This is a genomic window from Buchnera aphidicola (Periphyllus koelreuteriae), assembly GCF_039360445.1.
Taxonomy (GTDB): Bacteria; Pseudomonadota; Gammaproteobacteria; order Enterobacterales; family Enterobacteriaceae; genus Buchnera_J; species Buchnera_J aphidicola_BM.
Genome location: NZ_CP134981.1, coordinates 80,439 through 99,589, shown reverse-complemented (window position 1 = coordinate 99,589; position 19,151 = coordinate 80,439). Strand labels below are relative to the sequence as shown.

General features: G+C 17.9%; 17 protein-coding genes. 5 read left to right on the top strand and 12 right to left on the bottom strand.

The window, feature by feature from the left end:
* Positions 1–40: 40 nt before the first annotated feature.
* From pheT to ydiK, 8 genes are all read right to left on the bottom strand, one after another.
* A complete protein-coding gene (gene pheT / locus RJT80_RS00470; protein WP_343187845.1) occupies positions 41–2,437 on the bottom strand; it encodes a phenylalanine--tRNA ligase subunit beta in 2,397 nt (798 codons plus the stop codon).
* A 12-nt stretch (positions 2,438–2,449) separates the two neighbouring features.
* Complete coding sequence (gene pheS, locus RJT80_RS00465; RefSeq protein WP_343187844.1) at positions 2,450–3,436, bottom strand: phenylalanine--tRNA ligase subunit alpha; 987 nt, start codon at positions 3,434–3,436, stop codon at positions 2,450–2,452.
* 169 nt (positions 3,437–3,605) lie between these two features.
* Positions 3,606–3,965: a 50S ribosomal protein L20 gene (rplT, locus tag RJT80_RS00460; RefSeq protein WP_343187843.1), complete on the bottom strand. Its 360-nt coding sequence runs from the start codon at positions 3,963–3,965 to the stop codon at positions 3,606–3,608.
* A 47-nt stretch (positions 3,966–4,012) separates the two neighbouring features.
* The gene (gene rpmI, locus RJT80_RS00455) at positions 4,013–4,210 is read right to left on the bottom strand and encodes a 50S ribosomal protein L35 (RefSeq protein ID WP_343183625.1); all 198 of its coding nucleotides are present in this window, start codon (positions 4,208–4,210) and stop codon (positions 4,013–4,015) included.
* 37 nt (positions 4,211–4,247) lie between these two features.
* On the bottom strand, positions 4,248–4,787 hold the full coding sequence (gene infC, locus RJT80_RS00450; RefSeq protein WP_343187946.1) for a translation initiation factor IF-3: 540 nt from the start codon (positions 4,785–4,787) through the stop codon (positions 4,248–4,250).
* A 30-nt stretch (positions 4,788–4,817) separates the two neighbouring features.
* Entirely contained in the window at positions 4,818–6,722 is a 1,905-nt protein-coding gene (gene thrS / locus RJT80_RS00445) for a threonine--tRNA ligase (RefSeq protein WP_343187842.1), read from the bottom strand.
* Positions 6,723–6,816: 94 nt separating this feature from the next.
* Positions 6,817–7,863, bottom strand: a complete 1,047-nt coding sequence (locus RJT80_RS00440; RefSeq protein WP_343187841.1) for a 3-deoxy-7-phosphoheptulonate synthase — start codon at positions 7,861–7,863, stop codon at positions 6,817–6,819.
* Between the two features lie 250 nt (positions 7,864–8,113).
* A complete protein-coding gene (gene ydiK / locus RJT80_RS00435) occupies positions 8,114–9,205 on the bottom strand; it encodes an AI-2E family transporter YdiK (RefSeq protein ID WP_343187840.1) in 1,092 nt (363 codons plus the stop codon).
* A 142-nt stretch (positions 9,206–9,347) separates the two neighbouring features.
* Here ydiK and RJT80_RS00430 point away from each other — a divergent pair, with 142 nt between their 5' ends.
* Positions 9,348–9,803, top strand: coding sequence for an iron-sulfur cluster assembly accessory protein (locus RJT80_RS00430; RefSeq protein ID WP_343187839.1), 456 nt, complete (start codon positions 9,348–9,350; stop codon positions 9,801–9,803).
* An 8-nt stretch (positions 9,804–9,811) separates the two neighbouring features.
* On the opposite strand, the gene tyrS is transcribed toward RJT80_RS00430, so the two are convergent.
* Positions 9,812–11,089: a tyrosine--tRNA ligase gene (tyrS, locus tag RJT80_RS00425; protein ID WP_343187838.1), complete on the bottom strand. Its 1,278-nt coding sequence runs from the start codon at positions 11,087–11,089 to the stop codon at positions 9,812–9,814.
* 198 nt (positions 11,090–11,287) lie between these two features.
* Positions 11,288–11,902 (bottom strand): riboflavin synthase subunit alpha, encoded by a 615-nt coding sequence (locus tag RJT80_RS00420; protein WP_343187837.1) that lies wholly within the window; start codon positions 11,900–11,902, stop codon positions 11,288–11,290.
* A gap of 228 nt (positions 11,903–12,130) precedes the next feature.
* Here RJT80_RS00420 and tilS point away from each other — a divergent pair, with 228 nt between their 5' ends.
* Positions 12,131–13,435 carry a tRNA lysidine(34) synthetase TilS gene (gene tilS / locus RJT80_RS00415; protein WP_343187836.1) on the top strand — a complete coding sequence of 435 codons (1,305 nt, stop codon included), beginning with the start codon at positions 12,131–12,133 and terminating at the stop codon, positions 13,433–13,435.
* A gap of 6 nt (positions 13,436–13,441) precedes the next feature.
* Here tilS and metG read toward each other — a convergent pair whose 3' ends face one another.
* Positions 13,442–15,070, bottom strand: coding sequence for a methionine--tRNA ligase (metG, locus tag RJT80_RS00410; RefSeq protein WP_343187835.1), 1,629 nt, complete (start codon positions 15,068–15,070; stop codon positions 13,442–13,444).
* A 96-nt stretch (positions 15,071–15,166) separates the two neighbouring features.
* The gene (gene dcd, locus RJT80_RS00405; RefSeq protein WP_343187945.1) at positions 15,167–15,748 is read right to left on the bottom strand and encodes a dCTP deaminase; all 582 of its coding nucleotides are present in this window, start codon (positions 15,746–15,748) and stop codon (positions 15,167–15,169) included.
* 237 nt (positions 15,749–15,985) lie between these two features.
* On the opposite strand from dcd, the gene leuB reads away from it, so the two are divergent.
* The 3 genes from leuB to leuD are packed head-to-tail and all read left to right on the top strand — an operon-like array spanning position 15,986 to position 19,122.
* A complete protein-coding gene (gene leuB / locus RJT80_RS00400; protein WP_343187834.1) occupies positions 15,986–17,083 on the top strand; it encodes a 3-isopropylmalate dehydrogenase in 1,098 nt (365 codons plus the stop codon).
* Positions 17,084–17,089: 6 nt separating this feature from the next.
* Positions 17,090–18,502, top strand: a complete 1,413-nt coding sequence (gene leuC / locus RJT80_RS00395; RefSeq protein WP_343187833.1) for a 3-isopropylmalate dehydratase large subunit — start codon at positions 17,090–17,092, stop codon at positions 18,500–18,502.
* Positions 18,499–19,122, top strand: a complete 624-nt coding sequence (gene leuD, locus RJT80_RS00390; protein ID WP_343187832.1) for a 3-isopropylmalate dehydratase small subunit — start codon at positions 18,499–18,501, stop codon at positions 19,120–19,122. The genes leuC and leuD overlap by 4 nt, the downstream gene beginning before the upstream one ends.
* Positions 19,123–19,151 lie beyond the last annotated feature (29 nt).

The following is a 19,151-nucleotide window of genomic DNA, read 5'->3' as shown; positions in this document are numbered from 1 at the left end:
TATTATAAAAAAATAATTAAAGTATTTAAAATAATTTTATTTATTTATCTCTTAATTTTACATTAAATTTATTTTTTAATTTTTTTAAGCATTTTTTTAACAAAGATTCAATTTCATTATTAGTAATATTTTTTTTATTATTTTTAAAAAAAATTCTAATAGATAAACTTTTTTTATTTATTGGAATATTTGTTCCAGTATACACATCAAAAACATATACTTTAAAAATTTTTTTTACAGAAATTTTATAACATAAAGAAATAATTTCTATTGCAGGAATATCATTCGATACAATAATAGAAATATCTCTAGAACTATAAGGATAAGATAAAAATTCATTAATTTTTTTATTTTTATCAAAAAAAAGTTTATCAATAAAAATTTCAAAAATAAAAACATTATCTTTTAAATTATAAAAATTTTTAATAATATTATTTAACATTCCAAGATAACCTATAACATTATTTTTATAATAAATTTTTGCAGAAAAATTTCTATCTAATCCTAAAATAATTTTTTTTTTAAATAAAATCTTATGAAATTCAAAAAAAAAAGAAAGAATATTTTCTATATCAGATTTTAAATCATAATAATTAAATTTAGTATCTTTATAAAACCAATTTTTTTTATTTTTAAAACCACTTTTGATACCAGATAAAAATAAATTTTGAACTATATTAAATTCAGAATCATGTTGTTTTTTAAAACATAATCCACTTTCAAAAATAGAAAAAGAATTTTTTTGACGATTTTTATTATATAATACATTTTTAATTAATCCAGGAATTAAAGATGCTCTCATATAAGAATAATCTTTAGAAATTGGATTAATAATTTTTAATAATTTTTTTTTTTTTGTAAAAAATTTTTGAGACAATAAATCAGTAAAACTATAATTAATTACTTCAAAATATCCCTTATATAACAAAAAATTTTTTATTTTATTTATTTTTTTTAAAATAAAATTTTTTTTTGGAATTATTTGATTAAATTTTAAAGGAATAGAAGGAACTTTATTATATCCATAAAATCTCAATATATCTGATATAACATCTTCCATACATAAAATATCTATACGAAATGAAGGAGGAATAACTTCTAATTTATTTAATTTTTCATAAATTATATATTTTAATTTTTTTAAAATATTTAAAATAATAAATTTATTAATTTGAAAACCTAGAATTTTATTTATATTTTTATATGAAATAACTATTTTTTTATTATCTTTACAATATTTTTTATTTAAATAATTCATAGAAGAAATATTTCCACTACAATATTTAATTAAAATTTTAGAAATTCTATTTAATGCCGTTAAACATAAATTTGTATCACACTTTCTAAAATGATTATCATATGATAAATAATAATTTTTATATTTATTTTTAATACGATCAATTAAAAAATTATTAAAAACTCCAGATCCTAAATATATATTTTTTGTTTTTTTATTAATAGAAAATTTTTTTGATTGAATAAATCCACCTAAAGAAATGATCTCTTTGTTATTCAAAATAACTAATGTATTTTTAAATAAATTAAAAGATAAATTTTTTTTTAAATAAAATTTATCATTTTTTTTAGATAATCTAATTTCTATAGAATTATTTTTTATTTTATCATAATCAAATACATGAATAGATTGGCCTAATTCTAATGAAACATAATTAATAACATCAGAAACTATATTTATAGATTTAATATGAGATTTTCTCAAACATTCCCTAATAAAAAATGGAGTTTGAATAGACATATTAATATTTTTTAAAATCTTAAAAAAATAACTACAACAAAAAGTATTTTTCTTAATTAAAAAATTTAATTTATCTTTATTTTTTTTTAAAACAATATTTTTTTTAATTTTATATAACATTTTTAATTTAAAATTATTTATAACAGATAAATCTCTAGATAAACCTAATAAACCTAAACAATCATTTCTATTTGGAGTAACATTAATTAAAATAGTATCATTTGAAATTTTATCAAAATAATTTTTTACTAAAGTACCAATTTTTATATTTTCAGGAAATTCAACTATATTATTTTTATTTCCAAATAATTTAAAATCAGAATATGTGTATATTTTCCAATTTAATTTATTTATATTACTTTGAGAATATAACAATATTTTATTAATATTAAAATCTTTATATTTTTTTAAACCAATAGCTAATTTCATTCCAATATATAAAAATTTATTTTTAGACTTAAATTTAATATAAATAGTTTTATTAATATAAATTTTACATAAATAAACATTATTTTTTTTTTTTATAGAGAAAATTTTACCAACAATTGAACATTTAAAATTTAACTTATTTTCTAATAAATTTTCAACCTCCAATCCAATTTTAGTTAATTGATTACAAATAACATTATTATTTATTTTTTTATTTAAAAATAATTTTAACCATGAAAGACTTAATTTCATTTTTTCTCACTATTATTTAAATTGTTTTAATAATCTAAAATCATTTTTAAAAAATGAACGAATATTAAATAAATTGTATTTCAACATAATTAATCTCTCAATTCCTATTCCAAAAGCACATCCAGAATATATTTTTGAATTAATATTTACATTTTTTAAAATAACAGGATGAACCATTCCACATCCTAAAACTTCTAACCATTTATTAGATTTAACATGAAAAATATCTATTTCAGCAGAAGGTGTAGTAAAAGGAAAATATGAATTTCTAAATCTAATTTTATATTTTTTTTTAAAAAAATTAAATAAAAAATTTTTTATTATCCATTTTAAATTAGAAAAATTAATACTTTTTTCAACAATTAAACCTTCAATTTGGTGAAACATTGGACTATGAGTTAAACTTGAATCATTTCTATAAACTTTTCCTGGTACAATTATTCTAATAGGTGGTTTTTTTATTTCCATAGTTCTAATTTGCATACTTGAAGTTTGTGTTCTTAATAAAAAATTTTTATTAAACCAAAAAGTATCATGACTATTTCTAGAAGGATGATCTTTATTAATATTTAAAGAATCAAAATTATAATAATCATTTTCTACTTCTGGTCCAAATAAAATTTCACAACCTAAATTAGAAAAAAATTTTTGTATTTTATTAATAGATTTATTGATAATATGAATAGATCCAGATAAAATATTTTTAGATGATAAAGTAACATCAATATTATTTTTAAAAGATAATTTATTTTGTTTTAAATTAATTAATTTATTTTTTTTAATAAAAATAAACTTTATAATATTTTTTTTTATAATATTTATTGATATACTTAACTTTTTTCTTTGATTTATGTTAATATTTTTTAAATTTTTTATTTTTTTTGTAATAGATCCATTTTTTCCCAAATATTTTAATTTTAAATTATTTAATTCTTTAATATTTACACATTTATTAATTTTAGATATTATTTTCTTAATATATTTTTTAGTATTATTCATAATAAATATCATTATTTTATTAAAATTTATACTAAAAAGCTTCCTTTAAGGAAGCTTATCAGTTTTTTGTTATTTTTTTTAAAAATATTATTGTTTTATATATTAAAATTTTTTATTTTTAAAATAATGAATAATAAAAATAAAAAATTATTTTTTTAAATAATTATTTTTATTTTATTAAATTTAAACGAGATTCTTTTACTAATTCAGTAAAAGAAGATTTATCATAAATAGAAATATCAGAAAGAATTTTTCTATTAATAATAATATTTGATTTTTTTAAACCATATATAAAACAACTATAAGATAAATTATTTTTTCTTGCAGCTGCATTAATACGAGTAATCCATAATTTTCTAAAATTTCTTTTTTTTTGTCGTCTATCTCTATACGCATATTGACCTGATTTTGTAATAGCTTGAATAGCTACTCTATAAACTCTAGATCTTGCTCCATAATATCCTTTTGCTTTTTTTAAAACTTTTTTATGACGAGCGCGAGAACAAACTCCTCTTTTTACTCGAGCCATATTAAATCCTCATTAAATTTTTTAAAAATTTAAAAAATAGTTATTTTTTAAATATATGGAAAAAAAGATTTAACTGATTTGACATTTGAATGAGAAATAATTTTTTTAGATCTTAAATGTCGTTTTCTTGTACTTGTTTTTTTAGTTAAAATATGTCTTAAATTTGCTTGTTTTCTTTTGAATTTTCCAGATGCTGTTTTTTTAAAACGTTTTAAAGCGCTTTTTAAAGTTTTTAATTTATTCATATATAATCCAAAAAATTTATAAAAAATTTTTATAATATTATTTTTTTTTAGGTGACAACATCATAACCATTTGTCGTCCCTCAATTCGAGATGGAAAAAATTCAACTAAAGAAATATTACTTAAATCATTCTTTACTCTATTTAATACATTAATTCCTATTCTTTGATGAGCCATTTCTCTTCCTCGATAACGAATAGTAATTTTTACTTTATGTCCATCTTTTAAAAAACGAGTTAAATTCCTTAATTTAACTTGATAATCTCCTTCATCTGTACTAGGTCGAAATTTAATTTCTTTAACATGAACTATTTTTTGTTTTTTTTTTTGTTCCTTTAATGCTTTAGTTTTATTATAAATAAATTTTCCATAATTCATCATTTTACATACTGGAGGTTCTGAATTTGGGCTAATTTCTACTAAATCAACACCTACTTTTTTTGATTCAAACAAAGCATCTGAAAGATTTACAATACCCATTTGTTCATTATTTAAACCAGTCAAACGAACAATCTTTGAATGAATTTCATTATTTATTCTATGAATTCTTGTATTTTTAACTCTTTTCCAACCTTTAATAACAATTCCCTCCATAAAAAAAGAATATTTCTAAAAATTAATTTTTTTATTTATTTTATTAATAAATTCTAATAAATTAATATTATTAATCATTTTTCCAGAAAAATATCGAACAGAAACAGTATTGTTTTGTAATTCTTTATCACCACAAATTAATATATAAGGAATTTTTAATAAAACAGTTTCTCTAATTTTTAATCCTATAGTTTTATTTTTAAAATCTGTTTCAGTTCTTATATTTTTTTTTTGTAATAATTTTAATATATTTTGACAATATTCAATATGATTTTCAGATACATTAATAATTTTCACTTGAATAGGAACCAACCAAATAGGTAAAAATCCATTATATTCTTCAAGAAGAATACCAATAAATCGTTCAATAGAACCTAAAATAGCTCTATGAATTAAAACTGGATGTTTTTTTTTATTATTCTTATTAACATAAAATGATCCTAATCGTTTAGATAAATAAAAATCTAATTGAATAGTTCCACATTGCCAATTTCTGTTAAAACAATCTCTAAGTTCAAATTCTATTTTTGGTCCATAAAAAGCACCTTCTCCTTTTTGAATAGAAAATTTTATTTTACTATCTTTTAAAACATTTATTAAAATTTTTTCAGTATAATCCCATACTGAATTATTACCAATTCTTTTATATGGTCTTGTAGATAATTTAACTAAAATTTTATTAAATGAAAAAGTATTATATATTTCATAAATCATTTTTATACAATTTTTAATTTCATTTTTTAATTGAGATTTTGTACAAAAAATGTGAGCATCATCTTGTGTAAAATTTCTTAATCTCATTAAACCATGTAATGAACCTGAAAATTCATTTCTATGACAACTTCCAAATTCAGAAATTCTAATAGGTAAATCTTTATAAGATTTTAAAAAATTATTAAAAATTTGTATATGACCAGGACAATTCATTGGTTTAATACAATATTCTTTGTTTTCAGAAGAAGTAGAAAAAATAAAATCTTGATAATTTTCTAAATGGCCGCTTTTTTTCCATATTGATTTATTCATTAAAAATGGAGTTTTTACTTCTTGATATTTATATTTTATTAATTTTTTTCTAATAAAATCTTTTAATTTTTTAAATATAAACCATCCATTATGATGCCAAAAAACCATTCCTGGAGAATCTTTTTGTAAATGAAACAAATTTAATTTTTTACTAATAAATCTATGATCAATTTTTTTATTACTTTTTAAAATTTTTAAAAAACTTTTTAATTGTAATTTATTTGCCCAAGCAGTTCCTGAAATTCGTTGAATCATTTGATTTTTACTATTAGATTTCCAATAAACACCAGATAACTTTTGTAACTTAAAATATTTACAAAAACTTATTTTTGGTGCTTGTACTCCAGTTAAAAAATCAATATTTTTTTCATGAATATAAAAAGAAATATTATCTTTTTTTTTAAAATTTAATTTTAAAATTTTAATTTTATAAGTTTCTTTTAAATCAATTAAAATTTTTTTAAAATTTTTATAATCCATTTTTTTTAAAAAAATATTATATTTTTTTTTTATTAAAAAATTCATTTTTTTTTCAATAAGAGATATATCTTTTTCAGTCAATGGAATTTTTTTATAAAAATCATAATAAAATTGAGGTTCATTAACAAATGATTGACACAACTTAATTTCAGGCCATAATAATTTTAAACTATATCCTAATAAATGAAGACACGTATTTCTAATTATTTGTAAAGCCATTTCATCTGTTTTTTTAATAAAAAATAATTTTGAATCTTTATTAATAATAGTACTTAAATCAACTATTTTATTATTTAATAAAGCAGAAATATAATAATTTTTATTAATATTTTTAAAATCTCGAGAAACCTTTCTAATGGAAATAAATTTTTTATATTTTTTTTTACTACCATCAGAAAATATAATAACAGGCATCTAATATCCTCAATCTAAAAATAATAAAAATAAATTTAAATATATTTAAATTACAAATGTTTATTAAAATTTTTCAAAAAATTTTAAAAAAATTTTACATTTTATTCTTAACAGATTTATATAAATTTTTAAGCATTAAAACACTATCTTCCCAATTTAAACAAGAATCTGTAATAGATTGCCCATATGTCATTTTATTTTTTGTAGAAATTTGTTGAGATCCTTCTATTAAAAAACTTTCTATCATAACACCAAAAATATTTTTACAACCATTTTTAATTTTTTTACAAACTGATTCACATACTTTAAATTGTAATTTATGTTGTTTTAATGAATTTCCATGACTAAAATCAATCATTAACTTTTCATGTAATTTAAATTTTTTTAAATTTAAAATAGCTTTTTTAATATCTTTTTTATGATAATTTGGTTTTTTACCACCTCTCATAATAATATGAGAAAATAAATTTCCACGAGTATGATTAATTGTCATTTTCCCATTTTTATTAGGAGCCAAAAAAATATGAGGGCATTTTGCAGCACGTATAGCATCTATCGCAATTAATGTATTTCCATCTGTTCCATTTTTAAAACCTACAGGACAAGATAATGCAGAAGCCATTTCTCTATGAATTTGACTTTCAGTTGTTCTAGCTCCAATTGCTCCCCAACTAATTAAATCATTTATAAATTGACCAATTACCATATCTAAAAATTCAGTAGCAGCAGATAACCCAATTTTATTAATATTTAATAGAAGTTTTCTAGCAATTTTTAATCCTTTATTAACTTTAAAACTATTATCGATATCTGGATCTGAAATTAAACCCTTCCATCCAATTACAGTTCTAGGTTTTTCAAAATAAGTACGCATAACAATTTCCAAAGAATCAGAATATTTTTTTTTTAAATCATTTAAACGATTAGCATATTCCATTGCTGCAATAGAATCATGTATAGAACAAGGACCTATAATAACTAATAAACGATTATCTTTTCCAGAAATTATATTAGAAATTCTTTTTCTTGTATTAATTACATTATCAATAATTTCTGAAGTCACAGAGTAACATTCAGATAACTTAGCTGGTGTAATTAGAGGATCCATCTTTAATGTTCCTAATTCATCTGTTTTTTTCATATATTTCTCTATAATAATGTTAAAAAATTTTTAAAATTAATATATTTATTTTTTTAAAATATAAATTGTATATTTATTTTTTCAAAAAATAAAAAATTTTTATAATAATTTCATGTTTCTTAATTTCAATAATTCATTATAAATAAATGTTTATTAATAAAAAACAATAAAAAAAACAAAAATGTTTTAAAATATATTGTTCTTTAAATTTTACAAAAAATTACATTTTAATAAATTAAAAATAATTTTTTTATTCACTTTTTTTTATTTTATTAATTTTATATAAATTTTTTTCTGATTTATTTTTTGTCCAAGATAAAATAATTTTATAAGACATATCTAAAACAACAGGTCCTATAAATAATCCTATCATTCCAAACGATATAAAACCACCAATAACTCCAAAAAAAATTAAAAATATTGGTAAATTAATTCCTATTTTTATAAAAAATAATCTCATTATACTATCTAAAATAGAAATAAATATAGTCCATAATAAAAGAAATGTCCCAAAAAAAATATAATGTTTCCAATATAACCAAAAAATTATTGGAGTTAAAACTGGAAAGGATCCTATTTGAATTAATGATAAAAAAATAATTAAAATAATTAAAAAAATAGAATATGGAATACCAATTATAAATAAACCAATTCCAGCAAAAAAACCATGAAAAAAAGCTGTTAATACAATACCTAATGCAACAGATCGAATCGATTTTCCAACAATTAATAATGTTGAATAAATTAAATTTGAATTTAATCTTAAAGACAAATTATAAACAAAAGAATGTATGAATTCTCCTTTAAAATAAAGGAAACAACTAAATAAAAAAATAAAAATCAAATTAATAATAAATTTAGTAAAATATTGAAATTGAAAAATAAAAAATTTTATTAATTGATAAATATAAGGTTTAAAATAACATATTATATTATTTTGTTTATCTTGTATTAAATTATTATAACTTGATTGAAGTTTTGTTCCAAATATAGGGATATCATTTAAATAATTTAAATTAGGTAATCTATAATCTCCATGTACAATCCAATAAATAATTAATATACTGTTTTTAATAACAAAATTAATAAAAAAAAACATAGGAATAAAAAATAATAATAATAAAAAAATAATAATAAAAAAAATAGATAAATTACGTTTTCCACCTAAAAAATAATCTATTTTTAACATTATAGGCCATGTAGAAATAACTATTATGCTAGACCAAAAAAAAATTTTTAAAAAAGGAGATATAATATATAAACTTGATAAAATAACAAATGTAATTAATATTGTTAAAACAATAATTTGTGATAAATCCATATTATCTTTTGGATTTTTCATAAAAATTATACCTTATTTATTTTTTATATTTTAAAAAAAATTAAATTCTATTTTAAAAAAAATAAAATGTAGTATAATATATAAATAAAAAAAATTAAATTAATGATAAAATTTTTTAAAATAAAAATTATAAAAATATAAAATGTATATTTTTCATAATTATTTTATAAATAAAATAAAAAAAACAAAAAAAAAAAAAAAAAAAAAAAAAAAAAAAAAAAAAAAAAAAAAAAAAAAATATAAAATTAAATCTAAAAAAAAAAAATTTAAAGGAATATTAATAACTCAAAAAGCATTTAAAAAAATATTAGATATATTTAAAAAAAATAATATTAAAAAAATAAAAATAAATATAAAAAAATCTGGATGTGCTGGATTTAAATATATATTTGAAAAATATAAAAAAAAAAAAAAAACAGACATTGTGTTTTTTAAAAAAAATATTGATATTATTGTTTCAAAAAAAAAAATATATTTAATAGATGGAATAAAAATTGATTGTATAAAAAAAAAATTTAAAACAATTTTTAAATTTTTTCATAAAAAAATACAAAATACATGTGGTTGTGGAGAAAGTTTTCAAATAAAAAATTCTTAATATAAAATTTATTTCCAAATTAAAAGAAAAAAATTTTTTTTTCCTCGACTAATAATAGTATATTTTTTATATAATTTATCTAAATTTGAAAAAATATAATCAATATTATTTTGTTTTTTATAATTAATTGAAATTGAATTTGATTTAATTAAATCTTTTGCATTTGTTAATGAAGATGCTAATAAAGTTAAACATAATACTTCCTTTAAACTATATTTTTTTTTTTTTAAATTTATATATGGAGCATTATAATTTTTTAATTTTTTTAAATTATTAAAATTTAAATTATTTATTTTTTTTATAAAAAAAATTTTAGAAATTTTTTTTGAATATTTATAATTTTTCTTTCCATGAACTAAACAAGTCATTTTTTTAGCAAGAATTTTTTTTAATTTAATATATGTTTGTTTTAGATTATTATTTTTTTTAAATTTATTTATTTCTTTAATTTTTAAAAATGTAAAATATTTTAAATAATTATATATATTTTCATCAGTTGTATTTAACCAAAATTGATAAAATTCATATGGAGTTGTCTTTTTTGGATCTAACCATATTGTATTTTTTCCACTTTTTCCAAATTTTTCTCCAGTAGAAGTAGTTAAAAGAGGTAAAGTTAACCCAAAAACTTCAGCATGATATAAAAAATTAGTCAAACTAATACCAGAAGTAATATTACCCCATTGATCTGATCCTCCAATTTGTAATAAAGTATTATATTTTTTATATAAAATAGAAAAATCGTATGCTTGTAATAAACTATATGAAAATTCAGTAAATGAAAGTCCTTTATTTCCTTTTTTAATTCTTTTTTTTACAGATTCTTTATTAATCATTTGATTAATAGAAAAATGTTTTCCAATATTTCTTAAGAAAGATAATATATTAATTTTTTTAAACCAATTATAATTATTTACAATTATTGCTTTATTTGAAGCAGAAGAAAAATCTAAAAATAATGAAATTTGATTCTTAATTTTTTTTACCCAATTAGATGTATCAATAAAATTAAATAATTTTCGTTCTTCTAATTTAAAACTTGGGTCACCAATTAAACTTGTTGCTCCTCCAATTAATATAATAGGTGTATGACCTTTTAATTGAAATCGTCTTAAAAATAATAAAGGCAACATATGACCTACATGCAAACTATCTGCAGTAGGATCAAATCCACAATATACAGAAATAACTTGTTTTTTTAATATATTATCAATTTTTAAATCATTTGTTATTTGAGAAATTAATTTACGATTTTTTAATTGATCTAAAAAACTTTTTTTAAACATACTTAACCTTTATCTTGTTTGATTAATAAATTTAATATATATAAAATAATTAATATCAAAATATTAAATTTATTTTATATATTCTAAATTAAATAATTTATATAAAATAAAAATTTTATATTTTATTTTTTAAATTTATATATATTAAAAATTGTTTAATATTATTATAAAAAAATTAAAAAATTTTAAAAAAATATTTTAATATTTTTTATTTATTACTTTTAAGCAAGTATCTACAACTATTTGAGTTATTGAATCAAATTCAACATTTATAAAATCATTTTCTTTTTTTAAAATAAAATTTGTTTTTAAAAAAGTCTCAGGTATCACATGAACATAAAAAAAATTATCTCTAATTTTTCCAATAGTTAAACTTACTCCATCTAAACAAATAAATCCTTTATAAAAAATATATTTTAAAAATTTATTACAATTCAATTTTAATAAAATTTTTAAATATTTTTTAAATTTAATCAATTTAATAATTTGTATTGTGGTCATAATATGACCAGATACGATATGTCCTCCAATTTCATCATTAAATTTTGCTGCTCTTTCAACATTTACTTTATCATTTTTTTTTAAATATTTAAAAGTAGTTCTTTTAAAAGTTTCTTTAATAATATAAAATTTAGCTATATTTTTAAAAAATTTAATTATTGTTAAACAACATCCATTATGGGATATTGAATCTCCTATCTTTATTCTTTTTAAAAACATATCAGGCATGTGCGCAATATATTCATAATATTTAGAATTTTTTTTCTCAATCGATACAACATGCGCAACACCTTGAACAATACCTGTAAACATTATTACCTCTTTTTTAAAATATTTTTAAAATATTTTATTATTTACAAATAAAAAATTTTTATTTAATATAAATATAAAAAAATTTAAAAAAAAACGTTCTTAACTCAGTTAGTAGAATTATATTATGACATAATAGAAGTTAATAATTTAAATCCAATCGAATATATTATTTTCTTTAAATCAAAATAAAAAATTTAAAAATTAAAAAAATATAATGTGTCATATCATATGATAAATTTTAAAAAAAAAATATTAAAATATAAAAAATTTTTAATTGCATATAGTGGTGGAATAGACTCTACAGTTTTATTATATAAACTATTAGAAATAAAAAAAAAAATAAAAATAAAAATTAGAGCAATACATATTGATCATCAAATTTTTAAAAATTCTAAAAAATGGAGCAAACATTGCAAAAACATTTGTTTAAAAAATAATATAATTTTTATAAAAAAGAAAATAAAAATAAAAAAAAAAAACATAGAATCACAAGCAAGAAAAAAAAGATATAAAATTTTTAAAAAATTATTATTACCAAACGAAGTTTTATTAACTGGACATAATTTAGATGATCAATGTGAAACATTAATTTTATCTATAAAAAGAGGAAGTGGACCAAAAGGATTATCTGGAATTGCTGAAAAAACTATTTTTTATAAAAACATTCTTATAAGACCATTATTAAAATTTTCAAGAGAAACAATTAAAAAATGGGCTATTTTAAAAAAATTAAAATGGATTAAAGACCCAAGTAACAATGATCTTTCATATGATAGAAATTTTTTACGTCATAAAATTATTCCTATACTAACAAAAAGATGGAAATTTTTTAAAAAAAATTGTTTAAGAACCTCAAAACTTATAAGTAATGAACATAAAATCCTAAACAAATTAACCGATCCAATAATTAATAAAAATTTATATAAAAATAATTCTTTAAATATAAAAAAAATTAAAAATTTAAATTTCAAACTAAAATGTTTTATTATTAGAAAATGGATATATTTAAATAAAAAAAAATTACCATCATTTAAAGTTTTAAAAAATATAATAAAAAATATTATTCATAATAAAAAAAAAAAAAACCCAAAAATAGTATTTAAAAAATATGAAATTTGGAACTATCAGAACAATTTACATTTAATAAAAAAAAAACCACAAATTAAAAATTATATTATATTTTGGCACAAACCATTTAAAAAATTAATTTTACCAAAAAATTTTGGATCTTTAAAAATAAAAAAAAATAAAAATATAAATAAAAAATTATATATTAGAAAACCAAAAAAAAAACAAATAGTAATAATAAAATTTTTTACAAATAAAAAAATTAAAACAAAAAAAAATATTAAAAAATATAAAAAAGTTAAAAAAATATTTAATGAATATAAAATTCCTCCATGGAAAAGAAATAAAATTCCTTTGTTATTTTATGATAATAAATTTATATCTATTATTGGAATTATTGTTACAAAAAAAAAATATAATATAAAAGAAAAAAAAATATCTATTATATGGAATTTAAAAAAATAAAAAATTTTATTTAAAAATATTAATATAAGAAATTGAAATTCTATTATATAAATGATTAAATATAGAAATTTTATGATTAATTAATGGATTTTTATATTTTTTTAAAGATAACTTAATTTTTAAAAAATTCTCTGTTCTAGAAATTAAATCTGGCATAATAGGACTTAACCATATCATTAATAAACGAAATAAATTTATTCCCATTGTACAAATTAATTGAATTTTTTCATTATATTTATTAATTTTAGAATAACTCCATGGGCGTTTTTTATTAATATAATTATTTGCAATATCAGAGTATTTTGTAATAATTCTAATAATTGAAGAAAGTTCTCTGTTTTTAAATAAAATTAAAATTTTTTTTGTTTTTTTTAAAAATAAATTATATAAATTTATATCCAATAAAGATTTACTTAACATTCCATTAAAATTATTATTAATAAAACTTGAACATCTAGAAGCTAGATTTATAATTTTATTTACTATATTTGAATTAATAAGATAAATGAATTCTTGAATATTAAATTCAATATCATTTGAAAGAGATGAAGACTTAGAAGCAAAATAATATCTTAAACTATCAGAATCAAAATATTTTAACCAAGTTCTAGCTTTAATTAATTTATTTTTTGATTTTGACATTTTTTTTTTATTTAATGTAACATATCCATGAACAAAAATTTTTGTTGGTTTTCTAAATTTAATTCCTTCTAAAATCGATGGCCAAAATACACTATGAAAATAAATTATATCCTTTCCTATAAAATGATATAAATCTGTAGTTTTATTATTTTTCCAAAATTTATCAAAAATAATATTTTTTTTTTTGCATAAATTTTTAAATGTACTAATATAACATATAGGAGCATCCATCCAAACATAAAAATATTTTTTTTTATAACCCGGAATTTTAAAACCAAAATAAGGAGAATCTCTAGAAATATCCCATTTTTTCAATCCTTTTTTAAACCATTCTTTAACTTTATTTTTTATAGTTTTATGTAAAACTCCAGAATCAATCCAATTTTTTATTTTTTTTTCAAATAAAGGAAGATTAAAAAATAAATGAGTAGATTTTTTTAAAATTGGTTTAATTCCAGATAATACAGATTTTGGATTTAACAACTCTAATGCTTCATATACACATCCGCAATTTTCACAATGATCACCATATTGATTTTTTTTATTACATTTTGGACAATTCCCTTTAATTAATCTATCAGGAAGAAACATTTTTTCTTTTAAATCATATAATTGTAAAATTTTTTCTTCAATAATATATTTTTTTTTATTTAAACATAAAAATATTTTCTTTAAACAATCAAAATTCTCTTTACTATCTGTGCTTCCATAATTATCATAAGAAATATTAAAATTTAAAAAATCTAAACAATGTTCTTTAAAAATATTATTAATTAAAATTTTTGGAGAAATATTCATTTCTTTAGATTTTAACATAATTGGTGTTCCATGAGCATCATCAGCACAAATAAAAAATACTTTTTTACCAATCATTCTATTATATCGAACCCATATATCCGCTTGAATATGTTCATATAAATGACCGATATGTATAGGTCCATTAGCATATGGCAAAGCACAAGTAACTAACATTTTTTTTTTAATCATATTCATTTAATTTATCTAAATTAATTAATTTTTTTAAAAAATATTATAATATAAAAAATTTTATTTTTAAAAATATATTTTAATAAAAAATAATTAAAAAAATTATTCTTTATATATTAAACTAGATATAATACTCGATTGATTTAGATATTTCGATTTACTTTTAATATTATATGGTCGTTTAGAAGGTCCAGATAGTTTTTCAAAACTTAATGCAGCAATTGCTATTCCTGGACTTAATGCTAAAATTGATTTTCCTGCATTAAATAATTCTAATACAATATTTCCGCTCCATCCAGGATCAATTCTATGAGATGTCATATGTATCATTAAACCTAATCTTGCTAATGAAGAACGACCATCTAACCAACCAACTAAATTATTTGGAATAGAAATTTTTTCTGTAGTCATAGCAAGAATAAAATCTTTTGGCTTTAATACAAAAGATTTACCTTTATTAATTACTATTTCATCACTAATATTTTCTCTTAATGCAAATTTAACAATTTTTGGAGATTCTTTTAAATCTATAACATTTTTTTGAAAATTTTTAAAAACTCTAAATTTATTGCTTAAATGTATATCAATAGTTAATCCAGTAATTTTGTCTATCTTTGGAGTAGGATCTATTATTATTTTTCTTTTTAAAATATATTTTTCAATATCTTGATCACATAATCTCATATAATTTTTCACTCAAATTATTTAAACATTTTTAAAAGAATTTTATATATAAAATATTTTTTAATATAACATGTTATATATTTTTATAAAAAAAAATTTTAAATATATTTTTATTTATTTTATTTGTATTTACAATTTTAAAAAAAATTTAATATATTTGAAAAGTTTAAAACTATGCATTTATATGATAAGATCAATCATATTTTAATAATAAAAAATTATATAAAATAATAAAAAATGAATAAAAATAAAAAAAAATATAAAATAGCAATTTTACCAGGAGATGGTATTGGCCCAGAAGTTATGAAAGAAGCGTGTAAAATTCTTAAAGTTTTAAAAAAAAAATTTAATCTTAAAATAAAAACTAAAAAATATGATATTGGAGGTATAGCAATTGATAAATACGGATGTGCTTTACCTAAAAAAACATTAAAAGGATGTAAAAAATCTGATGCAATTTTGCTCGGATCTATAGGAGGTCCAAAATGGGATTATTTACCTTCAAAAAATAGACCAGAAATTTCATCTTTATTGCCATTAAGAAAATATTTTAACTTTTTTATTAATTTAAGACCTTCTATATTAATTCCAGAATTAAATAACTTATCTCCATTAAAAAAAAAAATTGTAAAAAATGGATTTAATATTTTATGTATACGAGAATTAATAGGAGGAATTTATTTTGGAAAACCATCTAAAGAAATAAAAAAAAATAATAAACATTATGCAATAGATACAACTATTTATAACACATATGAAATAAAAAGAATAGCAAAAATAGCTTTTGAAGAAGCAAAAAATAGAAATTATAAAGTAACTTCTATAGATAAATCAAATGTTTTAAAAACATCAAAATTATGGAGAAAAACGGTTATAAAAGTATCAAAAAAATATCCTAAAATAAAGTTATCACATATATATTTTGATAATGCTGTAATGCAAATTATAAAAAATCCAAAAAAATTTGATGTAATTTTATGTCCAAATTTAATAGGAGATGTTATATCTGATGAATGCGGAATTTTAACTGGATCTATAGGAATGTTACCTTCAGCTAGTTTTAATGAAAATGGTTTTGGATTATATGAACCAGCTGGTGGTTCTGCACCTGATATTCAAGGAAAAAATTTAGCTAATCCAATTGCTCAAATTTTATCTTTATCAATGTTATTAAAATATAGTTTAAAAATGAACAAAGTATCAAATTTAATAAATTCTGCAATAAAAAAAACTTTAATAAAAGGTTTTAGAACATATGACATTTCATATGGAAAAAAATTTATTACAACTAAACAAATGGGAAATGAAATTATTAAATCAATAATTCAGGATTAATTAAAAATGGAAAAAACTTTATATCAAAAAATATATGATTTACATTTAATTAATTCAAATAATAAAAATAAAATTATATATATTGATTTACATTTAATTCATGAAGTGACTTCTCCTCAAGCATTTTATGAAATGAAAATAAAAAATAGAATTGTTAGACGATCAGATAAAACATTTGCTACCATGGATCATAATGTTTCTACTATAAATAGAAATATGTCGGATTCTGGAAAGATGGCAACCATTCAAATGAAACAACTAATTAAAAATTGTAAAAAACAAAATATACCATTATATGATATATCACATAAAAAACAAGGAATTATTCATGTTGTTGCTCCAGAACAAGGTATGATTTTACCTGGAATGACTGTTGTTTGCGGAGATTCACATACATCTACTAATGGAGCTTTTGGAGCATTATCTTTTGGTATTGGAACATCAGAAGTTGAGCATGTTTTAGCAACTCAAACAATAAATCAAAAAAAATTAAAAGATATGCGTATTCATGTAAATGGAATAATTAAAAAAGGAATTACAGCTAAAGATGTAATTTTATACATAATAAAAAAAATAGGATCTTCTGGAGGTTCTGGATATATTATTGAATTTACTGGATCTGTAATAAAAAAATTCAGCATGGAAGAGAGAATGACTGTATGTAATATGGCTATTGAAATGGGAGCTAAATCTGGACTGATCGCTCCAGATAAAACAACATTTAATTATTTAAAAAATAAAAAATTTACTCCTAAAAAAAAATGGAATAAATATTTAAAATATTGGAAAAAATTTAAATCTGATAAAAATTCTCATTTTGATAAAGAAATATTTTTAGATATTACAAATTTAACTCCTCAAATAACATGGGGAACAAATTTAGATCAAATAATTTCTATTAATAAAAAAACTCCAAAAATAAAAAATTTTAAAAATAAAAACACACAAAAATCTGCTAAACAATCTTTTTTATATATGGGATTAAAACCAAATTCTTATTTAAAAAAAATAAAAATTGATAAAGTATTTATAGGATCATGTACAAATTCTAGAATAGAAGATTTAAGATTAGCAGCAAAAATAATAAATGGAAAAAAAGTAAATAAAAACGTTCAAGCCATAATTGTTCCAGGTTCAAATTCAGTAAAAATTCAAGCTGAAAAAGAAGGATTAAATAAAATATTTATAAAATCAGGGTTTGAATGGAGATATTCAGGATGTTCTATGTGTTTAGGAATGAACAACGATAGATTAAAAAATAAAGAACGATGTGCATCAACAAGTAATAGAAATTTTGAAGGTAGACAAGGTAGAGGTGGAAGAACTCATTTAGTAAGCCCGATAATGGCTGCTGCTGCAGCAATATACGGTTATTTTATAGATGTAAGAAAATTATATAAAGAGAATTTAATTAAATGAAAAAATTTAAACTACATCAAGGAAAAATTGTTCCTATTAATATTATTAATATTGACACTGATATTATTATTCCAAAACAATTTTTAAAAAAAACTACTAAAAAAGGATTTGGTAAAAATCTTTTTTATAATTGGAGATTTTTAGATAATAAAGGATTAGTAATAAATAAAAAATTTATTTTAAATAAAAAAAAATTTAAAAATTCAAGTATATTAATTACAGGAAAAAATTTTGGATGCGGATCTTCTAGAGAACATGCTGTATGGGCTCTAATGGATTATGGATTTAAAGTAATTATTGCATCAAAATTTTCAGATATTTTTTATAATAATAGTGTTAATAATAATCTTTTACTTATAAAATTAAAAGAAAAAAGAATACAAAAAATAATATCTAATATTATAAAATATAATAACACAAAATGCATAATTAATTTAAAAAAAAAAAAAATTATTTTAAAAAAAAAAATATATAAATTTTCTATTAATAAATCTTATCATTTAAAATTATTAAATGGTTTAGATTCTATTGATTTAACTCTAAAAAATATAAAAAAAATAATTCATTATGAAAATAACAAAATACCAAAATTTTTAGAAAATAGAAAATTATTTTCTTAATTTATAAAAAAATAATAATTATTAAATAT